Genomic DNA, 15014 nt, shown 5'->3' with positions numbered 1-15014 from the left:
TGTGACGATCGATTCGACGCCGGCCGGCGGAGGGAACCCCGACCTCGGGGTTCCCTCCGCCGGCACCGGCCTGCACATCCAGGACCTCTCCAAGACCTTCACGGTCGGACGCAAGGAGGTCGTCGCGCTCGAGGGCGCGACCCTGCACACCGACAAGGGCAGCTTCCTGTCGCTGCTGGGGCCCTCGGGCTGCGGCAAGTCGACGATCCTGCGGATCCTCGCGGGGCTCGAGACCGCGACGAGCGGCCGCGCCGTGGTCGACGGCAAGTCGCCGGCCGAGCTGCGTCGTGCCCACGAGCTCGGCATCGCGTTCCAGGACGCCGCCCTGCTGCCGTGGCGCTCGGTGGAGTCCAACATCCGGCTGCCGTTCCAGGTCTCGGGGGAGAAGCCCGACGACGCCCTGGTCAAGGAACTCATCGCGCTGGTCGGCCTCCAGGGGTTCGAGAAGGCCAAGCCAGCCCAGCTCTCAGGAGGCATGCGTCAGCGCGTGTCGATCGCCCGGTCGCTGGTCGTCAAGCCGTCGGTGCTCCTGCTCGACGAGCCGTTCGGCGCGCTCGACGACATGACGCGCCAGCGGCTCAACCTCGAGCTGCTGCGCATCTGGACCGAGAAGCCGGCGACGACGCTGATGGTCACGCACGGCATCTCCGAGGCGATCTTCCTGTCCGACAAGGTCGCCGTCATGAGCCCGCGTCCCGGTCGCATCAAGGAGGTCATCGACGTCGACCTGCCTCGTCCCCGCACGCCGGAGATGATGCGCACGCCGGAGTTCCACGCGCTGCACGACCAGGCCTCCGAGCTGCTGTTCGGTGCTGGCGGAGCGGCGGTCGACTGATGCTGAGCCGCGAACGTCTCGGCACCGTCACGATCGGTGTCGTCGGCGCCGTCGCCACGATCGCCATCTGGTGGATCGCCGCGGCGACGGTGCTCGGCAACTTCCAGATCCCGACCCCGCCGGAGGTGCTCGACGTCTTCGGCGAGCGTGGCTGGGACTACTACCAACGGGTCTTCTCGATCACGCTGAAGGAGTCGGGCTGGGGCTATCTCGTGGGCGTCGGGCTCGCGCTCGCCACCGCGATGGTCGTGCTGCTCGTCCCGATCATCGAGCCGGTCGTCATGCAGTTCGCGGTCATCACCTACTGCCTCCCGATCGTGGTGCTCGCGCCGATCCTCATCACGGTGCACGAGATCCCCGAGAAGGGCGGCCTCTCCGCCACGGCGATCGACCTGGCCGCGGTGTCGGTGTTCTTCACGACCGTCGTCGGTGCGGTGCTGGGGTTCCGGGCGGCCGACACGTCGACGCTCGACGTCGTCGAGGTCTACGGCGGCAGCCGGCTGCAGCAGTTCCGCCGCGTCCGGCTCGTCTCGGCGCTGCCGGCGTTGTTCAGCACGCTGCAGATCGCGGCACCAGCAGCGTTTCTCGGGGCGTTGCTGGGCGAGTACTTCGACCGGCACCTGGAGATCGGCGTCGGACCGTCGCTGATCCTCAGCCAGAACAACCGTGAGACGGCGCTGGCCTGGTCGCTCGGCATCGGCTGCGCGATCGTCTCGGGCCTGGCCTACCTGATCCTCGGTCTCATCGGCCGTGCCGTGGCGCCGTGGTCGTCGGGGGTCGCCCGATGAGGACCGTCTTCCTGGTCGGCCGGCCTGTCGTCAACTTCCTGTTCGTCATCGCCGCGTCGATCTTCGTCTGGTACGCCCTGGTGTCGTGGACGGGCGTCAGCGAGCTCACGACCCGGCTGCCGCAGGACGTCGTCGCGCACCTGTTCACCGACGACGACGCCGGCAAGAACCGCTCGGAGGTGTTCGGCCCCCTGGGGCAGACGATCCTCGACGCCGGCATCGGCTTCGTCGCGGGGCTCACCGCCGCGACCCTGCTCGCCACGGCGATGGTGCTGTTCAGCGGCATCGAGGCGGCGACGATGCCGCTCGTCATGGTGGTCCGCACGGTGCCCCTCGTGGCGCTGGCCCCGGTCATCACGCTGCTGTTCGGCAACGGCTTCTGGTGCGTCGCGGTGATGAGCGGGATCGTCGTGCTCTTCCCGGCGCTGGTCAACATCGCCTTCGGCCTGCGCTCGGTCACCCCGCAGATGCGCGACGTGGTCGCGGTCTACGGCGGCACGTCGTGGGACGTGCTGCGCCGTGTCGCGTACCCCTCGGCGCTGCCGTCGATCTTCGCCGCGATCCGCATCTCGGTGCCCGGCGCGATCACGGGCGCACTGATCGCGGAGTACTTCACGACGACCGACAGCGTCGGCAAGGCGGTCAACACCTCGCTCGCGCTCTACCAGTACGACAAGCTCTGGTCGTTGATCGTGGTCGTCACGATCGTCTCGGTGATGGGCTACATGCTGGCGCAGCTCGCGGAGTCGTTCGTGCTCACCCGCTACGGGCAGAACGTGGGTCGTGGCTGAGGGCCGGATCGGTCTGGTGCTCGCCGCGGGAGCGGGGAGCCGGTGCGGCGTGCCGGACGCCCTCGCCCGTACGCCTGAGGGTGCGCCGTGGCTCGAGCAGGCCACGACGGCCCTGCAGGGCGGCGGGTGCGACGACGTGCTGGTCGTCCTCGGGGCGATGGCCGAGACGGCCCTGCACCTCGTGCCGCCCGGCATCGGCGTGGTCGTCGCGCGGGGCGGACACGGGGGCGGGTCCGCGGCGCTGCTCGCGGGTCTGCAGGCATGCGTCTCGTCCGATGCCGCCTCGGTCGTGGTCACCCTCGTCGACCTGCCCGGACTGGTGACGGAGGCGATCCGCCGGGTCGCTGCTGACGCCGGAGCGGTCGACCTGCGCCGGGCGACGTACGGCGACGTCGCCGGCCATCCGGTCCTCGTCGGCCGCGACCACTGGAGCCCGCTGGCCCATGCCCTGACGAGTGGCGCCGGGGCCGGCAGCTATCTCGCCGCCCACGGCGCGGCGGCGATCGACTGCACGGGCCTCGACGGCGCAGCCGAGGTCGAGGTCGCATGAGCGCCAGTCCTCGCCGCCGGTTCAGGTGCCGGGCGACCCCGAAGCGGTGCAGCCACTAGGTTGAGCAGGTGAGCTCTGCCAACGTCCGCGTCCCCGCGAAGATCAACCTGTGCCTGGGTGTCGGGCCCGTGCGCGACGACGGCTACCACCCGCTCGCGACCGTCTACCAGGCCGTCGACCTGCACGACGAGGTGCGGGCGACGTCGCGCGACGACGGCGAGATCACGGTGACGGTGCACTCGGACCTCGACGCCAAGTCGGAGGTCGCGATCGTCCCGGAGGACGCCGACAACCTCGCCGTCAAGGCGGCCCGGCTCCTGCAGGAGCGCACGGGCGTCACGCTCGGGGCCGACCTCGCGATCCGCAAGGTCATCCCGGTGGCCGGTGGCATGGCCGGTGGATCGGCCGACGCGGCCGCCTCGCTCGTGGCCTGCAACGAGGCCTGGGGCACGGGTCTGTCGCGGTCGTCGCTGGAGCAGCTCGCCGCGCGGCTGGGCAGCGACGTCCCGTTCCTGCTGCACGGGGGCAACGCGATCGGCGGTGGGCGCGGCGAGACCATCAGCCCGGTGCTGGCACGTGGCTCGTACCACTGGGTCTTCGCGATGGCCCACGAAGGACTGTCGACGGCGGCGGTCTATGCCGAGTTCGACCGGCTCAACGAGGGCGCGACGGTGCCTGAACCCGTCGTGCCGGACGCCCTCCTGGCGGCGCTGCGCGCGGGTGACGCCGAGGCGCTCGGCGACGCGCTGTCGAACGACCTCACCGAGGCGGCGCTCTCGCTACGCCCGGAGCTCGAGGACACCCTCTCGATCGGCATCGAGGCCGGGGCGCTGGGAGCGATCCTGTCGGGCTCGGGTCCGACCGCGCTGTTCCTCGCGTCGGACGATCAGCACAGCCTCGACATCGCGTTCGCGCTCAGCAGCGCGGCGGGGTGCGCCGACGTCGTCCAGTCACGCGGCCCCGTCCACGGCGCCCGCCTCGGCTGACCGCCCGGGGAGGTGGATCCGCAACCTGTCCCGGCACGTCCGGGTGGATCCGCAACCCCTCCTGGCACGCCCAGGTGGATCCGCAACCCCTCCTGGCACGCCCAGGTGGATCCGCAACCTGTCCCGTCACGCCCAGGTGGATCCGCAACAGTATGACGACCGATGAGGTTGCAGATCCACCGTCCCGGCCGGGCGGCGGGCCGATGAGGTTGCAGATCCACCGTCCCGGCCGGGCGGCGGGCCGATGAGGTTGCAGATCCACCGTCCCGGCCGGGCGGCGGGCGGATGAGGTTGCAGATCCACCTCCCGGGTCGGGCCGGGAGGACGGTCAGGCCTCGAGCAGCTCGGTGAGCTCGAGCCAGCGCTCCTCGTGAGCGGCGACCTGGGCCTCGAGGTCCTTGACCTCGGTGGACCGGGCGAGCAGACCGGGGACGTCCGACGGATCGTGCTCGGCCAGCTCGACGTGCAACGCATCGATGCGCGCGGTGAGCTTCTCCATCTTGCGGTCGATCGACGCGACCTCCTTGCGGGTGGTGCGCTCCTCGGCGCTGGAGAGCTTCGACGCCTTGACGTGTCCGGCTGACGACGGGTTGGACGCGGCCGGGGTGTCCTGCTCCTTGCGAAGACGCAGGTACTGGTCGACGCCGCCGGGCAGGTGGCGGAAGTGCCCGTCGAGGATCGCGTACTGCTGGTCGGTGATGCGCTCCAGCAGGTAGCGGTCGTGCGAGACCACGAGCAGCGTGCCGGGCCACGAGTCGAGGAGGTCCTCCATCGCGGCCAGCATGTCGGTGTCGAGGTCGTTGGTCGGCTCGTCGAGCACCAGCACGTTGGGCTCGTCGAGCAGGATCAGCAGCAGCTGGAGCCGGCGCTTCTGCCCGCCGGAGAGGTCTCGCACCGGCGTCGACATCTGCGCGCTGGAGAAGCCGAGCCGCTCGAGCAGCTGTGACGGGGTCATCTCCTTGCCGCCGGAGACGTAGGCGGTGCGCTGGCGTCCGACGACGTCGCTGACGCGGTCGGAGCCGACGTCCTTGAGCTCGTCGAGCTCCTGGGTCAGGGTGACGACCTTGACCGTCTTGCCCTTCTTGACCCGGCCGGACGTCGGCTCGACCTTGCCGGTCACGAGCCCGAGCAGCGTCGACTTGCCGGCACCGTTGGCGCCCAGGATGCCGGTGCGCTCGCCGGGCCCGATGCGCCACTCGACGCCCTTGAGGACCTCGTGGTCGTACGACACCGAGACGTCGAGGATGTCGACGACGTCCTTGCCCAGGCGCGACGTCGCCATCTGCTTGAGCTGGATCGGGTCACGTGCCGGCGGCTCGTCCGCGATCAGCTCGTTGGCGGCGTCGATGCGGAACTTCGGCTTGGACGTCCGCGCGGGTGCGCCGCGCCGCAGCCACGCGAGCTCCTTGCGCATGAGGTTCTGTCGCTTGGCCTCGGTCGCCGAGGCGTGACGGTCGCGCTCGACCCGCTGCAGGATGTAGGCCGCGTAGCCACCCTCGAAGGGCTCGACGATGCCGTCGTGCACCTCCCAGGTCGCGGTGCAGACCTCGTCGAGGAACCACCGGTCGTGGGTCACGACCAGGAGGCCGCCGGCGGTGGCGGACCAGCGCTTCTTGAGGTGCCCGGCGAGCCAGGTGATGCCCTCGACGTCGAGGTGGTTGGTCGGCTCGTCGAGGAACAGGACGTCGTCGTCGCCGACCAGCAGGCGGGCCAGGGCGACGCGGCGCCGCTGGCCACCCGACAGCGTCCCGACGGTCGCGTCCCAGGGGATGTCCGACACGAGGCCGGCGATGACGTCGCGGATCTTGGCGTCGCCGGCCCACTCGTAGTCGGCCTTGTCGCCGACGATCGCGTGGCCGACGGTGCCGGCCTGGTCGAGGGTGTCGGTCTGGTCGAGCATCCCGATCGTGACGCCGCCGCGGGTCGTGACCCGTCCGGAGTCGGGCTGGAGCCGTCCGGCGAAGATGCGCAGGAGCGTCGACTTGCCGTCGCCGTTGCGTCCCACGATGCCGATGCGGTCGCCCTCGTCGATGCCGATCGTGACCGACTCGAAGACGGTCTTGGTGGGAAAGTCGAGCGCGATCTGTTCCACGCCGAGAAGATGAGCCACCAAAGGAGTCTAGAGTGCGTCGCCGCAGGCCCCTTCAGCGGTCGAAGGGCTGGGACAGCTCGCGCAGCGCATCGGCCAGCCGGGTCGCGTCCCGGGGCGACAGGCCGCCGAGCAGGTCCTGCTCCGCAGCCAGCAGGGCGTCGAGCGCGCCGTCGACCGCGACACGTCCCTGAGGGGTCAGTCGCACCTGGACGCCGCGGCGGTCAGCCGGGTCGGGGAGCCGCTCGACCAGCTGCTTGCGGACGAGACGATCGACGCGGTTGGTCATCGTGCCGCTGGTCACGAGGGTCTCCTGGACGAGCTGCCCGGGGGAGAGCTGGTAGGGCTCGCCCGAGCGGCGCAGGGCGGAGAGGACGTCGAACTCCGAGGGCTCGAGGTCGTGGTCGGCGAAGGCGTCCTTGCGGGCGCGGTCGAGGTGCAGGGCGAGCCGGGTGACCCGGCTCAGCACGTGCATCGGCGAGACGTCCAGGTCAGGACGCTCGCGCTGCCATGCGACGATGAGCCGGTCGACGTCGTCCTCCATGCCTGGAGTCTATCAAGATTCTTGATGTCGAGATTGTTTGTGTCGCGGGATGTGGCCGGACGCCCGACCATGGAGGACATGACCGATCTCGCCGGAGCCCACGTCCTCGTCCTCGGAGCCACCGGCGGGCTGGGTGCACCGATCTCGCGGCGGCTCGCGGACGCGGGCGCTCGGTTGTGGCTGTCGGGCCGTTCGCAGGAGCGGGTGGCCGGTCTGGCTGCCGACCTCGGCGACGCGGTCGCCGGGTCGACGCCCGCCGACCTGCGTCTGCCGGGAGCCCCTGACCAGGTGGTGGCCGAGGCCGTCGCCGGCGGCGGCCCCTTGACCGGCGTCGTCTACGCCGCCGGTGTCGTGGCGTTCGGTGACGCGGCCGACGTCGACGACGACGTGCTCGACGACCTGATGCTGCTCAACCTCATCGCACCGATCCGCACCCTGCGGGCCGCCGTGCCGCACCTCGCCGCCGGCGGCTTCGCGGTGCAGATCAGCGCCGTCGTCGCGGAGCGGCCGATGGCCGGCATGGCCGCCTACAGTGCGAGCAAGGCCGGCCTGGCGGCCTTCGGTGCAGCCGCGGCCACCGAGCTGCGTCGCCGCAAGATCCGCGTCGTCGACGTCCGGCCGCCGCACACCGAGACGGGTCTCGCCGACCGTCCCGTCGCGGGCACGGCGCCGAAGCTCCCTGCGGGGCTCGCGCCGGAGGCCGTCGCGGAGCGGATCGTCCGCGCGATCGTCGATGACGAGAAGGTCCTCGGTTCCGACGCGTTCACGGACGCCTGAGGGATACGGTCGCGCCATGGACGCTGTCGAGGCGGTTGCCGCCGGACCCACCCGCCAGGGCGAGCTGCTCGCCGCTGGGACGCTGACGTCGCGCGACCTGGTCGTGGCGACGCTCGCTGCGATCGAGCGGGAGGACGCGCGCCTCAACGCCGTCGTCCGGACCTTCGAGGCCGACGCGCTCGCGGCCGCCGACGAGGCCGACCGGCGCCGCGCCGCGGGGGAGGCCGGGCCGCTGCTGGGCGTGCCGATCGTGGTCAAGGACGATCTCGACGTCGCCGGCCACACGACCGGTCTGGGCAGCCGGGCGACGTCGCGGGTGGCCTCCGGCGACGCCGAGCTGGTCGCGGCGGTGCGCGCCGCCGGCATGGTGGTCGTCGCGAAGTCGACGCTGCCCGAGCTGGCGATCTTCGGGTTCACCGAGTCCGCGGCGACCGGCATCACCCGCAACCCCCACGACCTCGCCCGCACCTCGGGGGGATCGTCCGGCGGCTCGGCCGCCCTGGTCGCCGCGGGCGCGGTCGGCATCGCGACGGCGTCGGACGGCGCCGGCTCGATCCGCATCCCGGCGGCGTGCTGCGGGCTGGTCGGCTTCAAGCCCACGCACGGCACGATGCCCAGCTCGGGCGGGTGGCACGACCTCTCCACCCAGGGGTGCGTCGCGACCACCCTCGCCGACAGCGCGCTCTTCCTCGACACCCTCGGCACGTTCACGACCTCCCTCGTCGAGGCCGCGACGAGCACTCCGGAGCCCCTGCGGGTCGGGCTGTCGTTCAGCGCCTCCGCCGCCACGAAGGCCCTCCCGCTCGATCCCGAGGTGCGGTCCGCCCTGCTGGAGGCGGCAGCGACCCTGCGCGCCGCCGGCCACACCGTCACCGAGATCGACGTCCCGTACGGCCTGGCCGCCAAGGCGCTGACGGTGCGCTACCTCGCCGGCATCCGCGATGGTGCCGACGGGGTCGACGACCCGGCCCGGCTCGAGCCACGGACCCGCTCGATCGCCCGGCTCGGCTGGCCCTTCGGCGCCCGCAGCATCGAGTGGGCCCGGCGCAAGGGGCGCGAGTGGGGCGGCCGTGTCCACGACGACCTCGGCGTCGACGTGCTGCTGACCCCCGTGATGTCGGGGCCCGCGGTCGAGGTCGAGCGCTGGAAGGGCAAGGGCGGGCTCGCCACGGTGCTGGGGATGAACGCGTTCTACCCCTACACGGCGCAGTGGAACCACGCGGGCGTCCCGGCGGTCTCGATGCCGGCCGGCACGAGCGCTGCGGGGCTACCTCTGGCGGTGCAGCTGGTCGCCCGTCGCGGCGACGATGCCCGCCTGATGGCCGTGGCCGCGCAGCTCGAGCGCCGACTTTGACTTGATGTCAAGAGTCTTGACATCAAGATAAAGGCGACGTAGCGTCGGCGTCATGCCTACCTGGGACCCGACCCGTTACCTGCAGTTCGCCGACGACCGCTCGCGGCCGTTCGTCGACCTGGTCGCCCGCGTGCAGTCCGACGCCGAGACGATCGTCGACCTCGGCTGCGGCCCCGGCCACCTCACCGAGGTGCTCCGCGCCAGGTGGCCGGACGCCGCGATCCACGGCGTCGACTCCTCGGCCGAGATGATTGACCGGGCGACTGGCTCCAACGACGACCCCGCGACGACGTACGAGCTGGCCGACGTCTCGACCTGGAGCCCGGACGCGCCGGTCGACCTCGTCGTCTCCAACGCGCTGTTCCAGTGGGTGCCCGACCAGCTCGACGTCATCGGCCGCCTGGCGGACCACGTCGCGCCGCGGGGGACGTTCGCGCTGCAGGTGCCGCGCAACTACGACTCGCCCAGCCACACGCTGCTGCGTGACATCGCCAGCGAAGCCGCGTTCGCCGAGCACACGAGCGACATCCGGGCGGATCGTGGCACCGACCCGGTGGCCTACCTCGACCTGTTCACCGATCGGGGCTGGGACGTCGACCTGTGGGAGACGACCTACTTCCACGTGCTCGACGGTGACGACCCGGTGCTCGACTGGGTGTCGGGCACCGGCGCGCGGCCCTACCTGCAGGCGCTGCCGGACGACCTGCGCGACGCATTCGTGGCGGCGTACCGCGCGGCCCTGCGGGAGGCCTACCCGCGCCGCACCACGGGCACGGTGTTCCCGTTCCGCCGGACGTTCGTCGTCGCCCGCCGTCGCGACTGACTCCGGTACGCTCGGGGGGCCACAGCAATCCCCGGTTGGTCTGCCGGCAGGGCCCGCCGCACTTTGAATGCGGACAAGCGACGTAGGTTCGACTCCTACCCGGGGAGCCAGCACCACAGCCGGTGCCGGCCCGTGCCGAGCGACGAAGGAGTCCGGTGACAGACCAGGTGACAGCGATCGTGCTGGCGGCAGGTGCCGGCACGCGGATGAAGTCCTCCCGTGCCAAGGTCCTGCACGAGATCGCGGGGCGGAGCATGCTCGAGCACGCGCTCGTCGCGGTCTCCGGAGCGGGCGTGCGCACGACGGTCGCGGTCGTCGGGCACGACCGTGAGCAGGTCGCGGCGGCCGTCGCGGCCTACGACCCTGCGATCGTCCTCGCGGTGCAGGAGCAGCAGAACGGCACCGGCCACGCCGTGCACGTGGCGCTGCAGTCGCTGGGCAGCGAGCCGGGCGGCACGGTCGTCGTCACGTACGGCGATGTCCCGCTCCTGTCGGCCCAGACGCTCTCCGAGCTGCTCGTCGACCACCGGGCGGCCGGGCGCAGCGTCACGATCCTCACCGCGGACGTCGACGACCCCACGGGCTACGGACGCATCGTGCGCGACGCCGACGGGGGAGTCGCCGCGATCCGCGAGCACCGCGACGCGTCGGCCGACGAGCTGGCGCTGACCGAGATCAACAGCGGCATCCTCGTCGTCGACGGCCCGTTCCTGTCGCGCGCCGTACAGTCGCTCGAGGCCTCCAACGCCCAGGGCGAGCTCTACCTCACCGACATCGTGGCCAAGGCGGTCGCCGAGGGCCTCCCGGTCGGCGCCCACGTGCTGGAGGACGTCTGGCAGACCGAGGGCGTCAACGACCGCGCGCAGCTGGCCCGTCTGGGCCGTGAGCTCAACCGTCGCCTGACCGACCACTGGATGGCCGAGGGCGTCACGATCGTCGATCCCGCCACGACGTGGATCGACTCGGCGGTCACGCTCGCTCCCGACGTCACGATCCTGCCCGGCACGCAGCTGCTGGGTGCGACCGTCGTCGGGGCCGGCGCGACGATCGGCCCCGACACCACGCTGCGCAACGTCGAGGTCGGTGAGCGGGCCACGGTCGAGCGCACCCACGGCTCCGACGCGGTCGTCGGGGCCGACGCGTCGGTCGGGCCGTTCGCGTACCTACGTCCGGGGGCTGACCTGGGGGCCGGCGGCAAGATCGGCACGTTCGTCGAGGTCAAGAACTCGACGCTCGGAGCGGGCGCCAAGGTGCCCCACCTGTCGTACGTCGGTGACGCCGACATCGGGGCGGGAGCCAACGTCGGCGCGGGCACGATCTTCGCCAACTACGACGGCGTCACCAAGAACCGGTCGACGATCGGGCGCGACGCCAGGACCGGCTCCAACAACACGTTCGTCGCCCCCGTGACCGTCGGGGACGGCGCGTTCACGGGAGCCGGCTCGACGATCCGCGAGGACGTCCCGCCGGGGGCGCTGGCAGTCAGCGCAGGGCCACAGAGGACCATGGACGGGTGGACCGCGGCCAAACGGCCCGGCACCTCGTCAGCCCGCGCCGCGAGCACGGCATCGTCAGAAGCGGCCGAGGCCGAACCCCACCAGGAGGCAACCGGTGAGTAGCCTGTCCAAGCGGACCCCCACCCGCAACATGTTGCTGTTCTCGGGACGGGCGCACCCCACCTTGGCCAAGGAGGTCGGCGACCTCCTCGAGATCGAGGTCGTCCCGACCACGGCCTACGACTTCGCCAACGGTGAGATCTACGTCCGCTTCGACGAGTCGGTCCGCGGCTGCGACGCGTTCGTGCTGCAGAGCCACGCCGCGCCCATCAACGAGGCGATCATGGAGCAGCTCATCATGATCGACGCGCTCAAGCGCGCCTCGGCCAAGCGCATCACCGTGATCCTGCCGTTCTACGGCTACGCCCGCCAGGACAAGAAGCACCTGGGTCGCGAGCCCATCTCGGCCCGCCTGATGGCCGACCTGTTCCTCACCGCGGGCGCCGACCGCCTCATGACGGTCGACCTGCACACCGCGCAGATCCAGGGCTTCTTCGACGGGCCCGTCGACCACCTGCTCGCGATGCCGATCCTCACGCGCCACGTCAAGAAGCGCTACGGCAAGAAGGACCTCGCGGTCGTCTCGCCCGACGCCGGCCGCATCAAGGTCGCCGAGCAGTGGGCCGCTGCACTGGGTGGGGCGCCGCTGGCGTTCATCCACAAGACCCGCGACCCGCGCCGTCCCAACGAGTCCAAGGCCAACCGCGTCGTCGGTGACGTCACCGGCCGCGTCTGCATCCTGGTCGACGACCTCATCGACACCGGCGGCACGATCGTCCAGGCGGCCGAGGCGCTCATGGCCGACGGCGCCGAGGACGTCGTGATCGCCGCGACCCACGCTGTCTTCTCCGGGCCGGCCGTCGACCGGCTCAAGAACTCGACGGCGTGCGAGGTCATCGTGACCAACACGCTGCCGATCGAGGACGACAAGCGCTTCGACAAGCTGACGGTCCTCTCGATCGCCCCGCTGCTGGCCCAGGCCACGGCGGCGGTGTTCGAGGAAGGCTCGGTCACGAGCCTGTTCAAGTCCTGAGGCCGTAGCGAGCGCCGGGGGGCAGCGATGGGCAAGGTCGTGCTCTGGGGCGGAGCCGTGGGGTCGGCCGTCGGGCTGCTCGTCGGCCTGCTGCTCGCGCTGGTGCTGTTCGGGACCGATGACATCCCCGACTTCGCCGACCGCGAGGACCTGCCGATCTTCTACGCCATCGCCGCGATCATCGGGCTGGTCGTCGGACTGGTCGTGGGCATCGCCGGGCTGGCAGTCGGGCGGGGCGTCGCCGCGACCTCGACCGGCACGGCCGAGCGGCGACGAGCCTACGGAGCCGGCGCGGGTGGTGCCACGGCGGGCGCGCTGTCGCTGTTCACGACGTCGCCGCTGCTGGCGGTCCAGGCGCCGGTGGCGTTCGTCCTCCTGGCCCTGATCGGTGCGGCGGCCACGTGGTGGCTCTTGCCGAGCGTCGTCGCGCTCGACGTGGCCGGGGCGACCCGCGCCGCGCCGGGTGCCCTCCCGGCCTGGGGCAGCACGGCGCCGCAGGCTTCGCCGATGTCACAGCCGCGACGGGTCGTGGTCACCGCGGTGGCTGCGGCGTTGGCCGCGTTCGTGGGTGGGCCGGTGCTCGTGAGCGTGGTGACCGGCACGACAGATCTCGAGCGCGGGGCCGACGCCGTCGTCGTGACCGTCGTGCTCCTCGCGGTGTTCGCGGCAACCGCCTGGTTCGTCTGGCGTGCGACGGGGCGGTCCGGAGCACCAGGTGCTCCGGACCGCCCCGTCGAGCCCTGACTCAGGACCAGACGCGGACGTAGTCGATCTTGAGGGTCGTCTCGTCGACCTGCTTGCCGGCAGGCAACGTGTTCCCCTCGACGCCCAGCCCCTGGGTCAGGTTGATGTTGAACTTGCGGTTGAACGGCGCGCTGCCGAGCAACGGGGCCAGTGGGCTGATCGTGTGGTCGAGGCACGTGGTGCCGTCGATCGAGATCTTCAGCTTCGTCGTCGTCCACTCCAGCAGGTAGGTGTGGAAGTCGGTCGGCTTGTAGACCATGCAGTAGTTGTTCGTCCGCTCGGGGAAGGGGATCAGCGAGTCGTAGTGCAGCGTCGGGATGAGCCGGTCGGCGTTGGCCGAGAAGAACTCGGAGATGTCGATCTCGCCTGACAGCGGCCACCCGCCGTAGAAGGTCGGCTCGTCCGGCACCATCCACAGGGCCGAGTGCATGCCGGGGCCGTCGGTCTGGGGCATCGCGGCGCGGATCTCGACCCGACCGTAGGCCTGCGAGAACTTGCCGTTGGTGGTCACCGAGCCGGAGGTGTAGTTGGACGTGACCTGACGGGTGGGGTGGTCGCACGTGATCGGCACGCTGCGCCACTTGGTGGCGAGGCGCAGTGAGCCGTCCTGGACGTACACGTTCTCCGCAGCGTCCATGAAGCAGTCGCCGCCGCCGAACCTGGTGGTCGCGGTCTCGACCGGTACCCACTTGTCGCGGTCGAGGGACGTCCCGCTGAAGGAGTCGACGAAGGTGCAGGTCCACGGCGAGCCGTCGGCCTTGAGGACCTCGGGTCCGCACGACGGGCCGGCGGGCGGGTCGGTCGGGTCGGTCGGGTCGGGGTCGGGCACCTGCGCGGCCGCATCGGCCTGCGCCTGGGCGTCGGCCCTGGCGCGCTCCAGCGCGGTCGCCCGCGCCTCGGCGTCCGCCGTCGACTTGGCGTCCTCGCTCGCGAGGGCGAACGCGTTCTGGAACGCCCAGTAGTAGGCCTCCCAGTACGTCGCGCCGCTGCCCTCTGCGGTCTTGGTGGAGCTCGCGGTCGCGGTCGCGGTGCCGTAGCCGGTGAACCCGTCGATCGTCGCCTCCTCGGTGACGGTGACGCTCTCGTCCTGTGTGACGGTGACGGACGTCTTGATGACGACCGGCACGGCCGCGGCCTGGGCGCGGGCGTCGGCCTCGGCGCGTTCCTTGGCGATGGGGCGGGCGATGGCGTCGGCCTTGGCCTTCGCGTCGGCGGTGGCCTTGGTGTAGGCGTTCTGGACGGCCCAGTAGTAGGCCTCCCAGTAGGTGGCGGCCTTGGCGGTTGCGCTGGCGGTGGCCGAGGCGGTGGCGGTGGCCTTGCCGGTGCCGGTGAATCCGTCGATCGTGGCGGTCTCGGTGACCGTGACGGTCTCGGAGGTGGTGTAGCTGGCCGTGTACTCGATGAGCGCGGCCTTGGCGCGGGCGTCGGCCTCGGCGCGTTCCTTGGCGATGGGGCGGGCGACGGCGTCGGCCTTGGCGATGGCGTCGGCCTTGGCCTTGGTGTACGCGTTCTGGACGGCCCAGTAGTAGGCCTCCCAGTAGGTGGCGGCCTTGGCGGTTGCGCTGGCGGTGGCCGAGGCGGTGGCGGTGGCCTTGCCGGTGCCGGTGAATCCGCCGATCGTGGCGGTCTCCGTGACCGTCACGGTCTCGGTGCTCGTGTAGGACGCGGTGTACTCGAGCAGCTGGGTCGCTGCGGCGGCCTTGGCGCGAGCATCGGCTTCCGCGCGTTCCTTGGCGATGGGGCGGGCGATGGCGTCGGCCTTGGCCTTCGCCTCGGCGGACGCCTTGGTGTAGGCGTCCTGGACGGCCCAGTAGTAGACCTCCCAGTAGGTGGCGGCCTGGGCCGTCCCAGTCGCGGTGGCCGACGCAGTCGCCGTGGCCTTGCCGGTGCCGGTGAACCCGTTGATCGTGGCGGTCTCCGTGACCGTCACGGTCTCCTCGGTGGTGTACGTGGTCGAGTACTCCATCAGCGCGGCCGGCTCGCTCGCTGCGGATGCAGCCGAAGCCCCCCAGACGGTGACGAGCACGGACATGGCGATGGCGGTGGTGACGGCGCGTCGGGCCGTCGCAAGACCACGCCACGCTGTGGTGGCATTCATGAGCTCTCCCTCTCCCTAGCCGAGGGGCCCACGCACGTCGTCGCCG

At 71.5% G+C, this 15014-nt stretch carries 14 protein-coding genes and 1 tRNA gene; 12 read left to right on the top strand and 3 right to left on the bottom strand.

What is annotated here, in order from left to right; translation table 11 throughout:
* The first annotated feature begins 1 nt into the window (after position 1).
* The 5 genes from HQK15_RS00240 (at position 2) to HQK15_RS00220 (ending at position 3950) form a co-directional block, all read left to right on the top strand.
* Complete coding sequence (locus HQK15_RS00240) at positions 2-835, top strand: ABC transporter ATP-binding protein (protein ID WP_367649003.1); 834 nt, start codon at positions 2-4, stop codon at positions 833-835.
* On the top strand, positions 835-1623 hold the full coding sequence (locus HQK15_RS00235; protein ID WP_173489448.1) for an ABC transporter permease: 789 nt from the start codon (positions 835-837) through the stop codon (positions 1621-1623). Before HQK15_RS00240 ends, HQK15_RS00235 begins: the two co-directional genes overlap by 1 nt.
* Complete coding sequence (locus HQK15_RS00230; RefSeq protein WP_173489447.1) at positions 1620-2414, top strand: ABC transporter permease; 795 nt, start codon at positions 1620-1622, stop codon at positions 2412-2414. Before HQK15_RS00235 ends, HQK15_RS00230 begins: the two co-directional genes overlap by 4 nt.
* A complete protein-coding gene (locus tag HQK15_RS00225) occupies positions 2407-2964 on the top strand; it encodes a nucleotidyltransferase family protein (RefSeq protein WP_173489446.1) in 558 nt (185 codons plus the stop codon). The genes HQK15_RS00230 and HQK15_RS00225 overlap by 8 nt, the downstream gene beginning before the upstream one ends.
* A 68-nt stretch (positions 2965-3032) precedes the next feature.
* Positions 3033-3950 carry a 4-(cytidine 5'-diphospho)-2-C-methyl-D-erythritol kinase gene (locus HQK15_RS00220; protein ID WP_173489445.1) on the top strand — a complete coding sequence of 306 codons (918 nt, stop codon included), beginning with the start codon at positions 3033-3035 and terminating at the stop codon, positions 3948-3950.
* 328 nt (positions 3951-4278) lie between these two features.
* On the opposite strand, the gene HQK15_RS00215 is transcribed toward HQK15_RS00220, so the two are convergent.
* Both HQK15_RS00215 and HQK15_RS00210 read right to left on the bottom strand, forming a co-directional pair.
* Positions 4279-6060 (bottom strand): ABC-F family ATP-binding cassette domain-containing protein, encoded by a 1782-nt coding sequence (locus HQK15_RS00215; RefSeq protein WP_173489444.1) that lies wholly within the window; start codon positions 6058-6060, stop codon positions 4279-4281.
* 34 nt (positions 6061-6094) lie between these two features.
* Positions 6095-6583 (bottom strand): MarR family winged helix-turn-helix transcriptional regulator, encoded by a 489-nt coding sequence (locus tag HQK15_RS00210; protein ID WP_173489443.1) that lies wholly within the window; start codon positions 6581-6583, stop codon positions 6095-6097.
* Positions 6584-6661: 78 nt separating this feature from the next.
* Here HQK15_RS00210 and HQK15_RS00205 point away from each other — a divergent pair, with 78 nt between their 5' ends.
* The 7 genes from HQK15_RS00205 (at position 6662) to HQK15_RS00175 (ending at position 12870) form a co-directional block, all read left to right on the top strand.
* Positions 6662-7360, top strand: coding sequence for an SDR family NAD(P)-dependent oxidoreductase (locus HQK15_RS00205; protein ID WP_173489442.1), 699 nt, complete (start codon positions 6662-6664; stop codon positions 7358-7360).
* 16 nt (positions 7361-7376) lie between these two features.
* Positions 7377-8714, top strand: coding sequence for an amidase family protein (locus HQK15_RS00200; protein ID WP_173489441.1), 1338 nt, complete (start codon positions 7377-7379; stop codon positions 8712-8714).
* Between the two features lie 52 nt (positions 8715-8766).
* Positions 8767-9537: a methyltransferase domain-containing protein gene (locus tag HQK15_RS00195; protein ID WP_173489440.1), complete on the top strand. Its 771-nt coding sequence runs from the start codon at positions 8767-8769 to the stop codon at positions 9535-9537.
* A 28-nt stretch (positions 9538-9565) separates the two neighbouring features.
* Positions 9566-9647 (top strand) — tRNA-Gln (locus tag HQK15_RS00190).
* Between the two features lie 45 nt (positions 9648-9692).
* Positions 9693-11156: a bifunctional UDP-N-acetylglucosamine diphosphorylase/glucosamine-1-phosphate N-acetyltransferase GlmU gene (glmU, locus tag HQK15_RS00185; protein WP_173489439.1), complete on the top strand. Its 1464-nt coding sequence runs from the start codon at positions 9693-9695 to the stop codon at positions 11154-11156.
* Positions 11149-12126 carry a ribose-phosphate diphosphokinase gene (locus tag HQK15_RS00180; protein WP_173489438.1) on the top strand — a complete coding sequence of 326 codons (978 nt, stop codon included), beginning with the start codon at positions 11149-11151 and terminating at the stop codon, positions 12124-12126. The genes glmU and HQK15_RS00180 overlap by 8 nt, the downstream gene beginning before the upstream one ends.
* Positions 12127-12153: 27 nt before the next feature.
* Positions 12154-12870, top strand: coding sequence for a hypothetical protein (locus tag HQK15_RS00175; RefSeq protein ID WP_173489437.1), 717 nt, complete (start codon positions 12154-12156; stop codon positions 12868-12870).
* Between the two features lies 1 nt (position 12871).
* On the opposite strand, the gene HQK15_RS00170 is transcribed toward HQK15_RS00175, so the two are convergent.
* Complete coding sequence (locus tag HQK15_RS00170) at positions 12872-14968, bottom strand: glycoside hydrolase family 16 protein (RefSeq protein ID WP_173489436.1); 2097 nt, start codon at positions 14966-14968, stop codon at positions 12872-12874.
* Positions 14969-15014 lie beyond the last annotated feature (46 nt).

It is taken from the genome of Aeromicrobium stalagmiti, from assembly GCF_013283745.1.
Classification (GTDB): Bacteria; Actinomycetota; Actinomycetes; order Propionibacteriales; family Nocardioidaceae; genus Aeromicrobium; species Aeromicrobium stalagmiti.
The sequence above is the reverse complement of the archived record's forward strand: the minus strand, read 5'-3'. Positions and strand labels throughout refer to the sequence as shown.

Excerpts from the sequence above, each read along its gene's own strand:
- HQK15_RS00235 (WP_173489448.1), top strand. The coding sequence starts at position 835 with ATGCTGAGCCGCGAACGTCTCGGCACCGTCACGATCGGTGTCGTCGGC.
- HQK15_RS00230 (WP_173489447.1), top strand. The coding sequence starts at position 1,620 with ATGAGGACCGTCTTCCTGGTCGGCCGGCCTGTCGTCAACTTCCTGTTC.
- HQK15_RS00210 (WP_173489443.1), bottom strand. The coding sequence starts at position 6,583 with ATGGAGGACGACGTCGACCGGCTCATCGTCGCATGGCAGCGCGAGCGT.
- HQK15_RS00205 (WP_173489442.1), top strand. The coding sequence starts at position 6,662 with ATGACCGATCTCGCCGGAGCCCACGTCCTCGTCCTCGGAGCCACCGGC.
- HQK15_RS00200 (WP_173489441.1), top strand. The coding sequence starts at position 7,377 with ATGGACGCTGTCGAGGCGGTTGCCGCCGGACCCACCCGCCAGGGCGAG.
- HQK15_RS00195 (WP_173489440.1), top strand. The coding sequence starts at position 8,767 with ATGCCTACCTGGGACCCGACCCGTTACCTGCAGTTCGCCGACGACCGC.
- HQK15_RS00175 (WP_173489437.1), top strand. The coding sequence starts at position 12,154 with ATGGGCAAGGTCGTGCTCTGGGGCGGAGCCGTGGGGTCGGCCGTCGGG.
- HQK15_RS00170 (WP_173489436.1), bottom strand. The coding sequence starts at position 14,968 with ATGAATGCCACCACAGCGTGGCGTGGTCTTGCGACGGCCCGACGCGCC.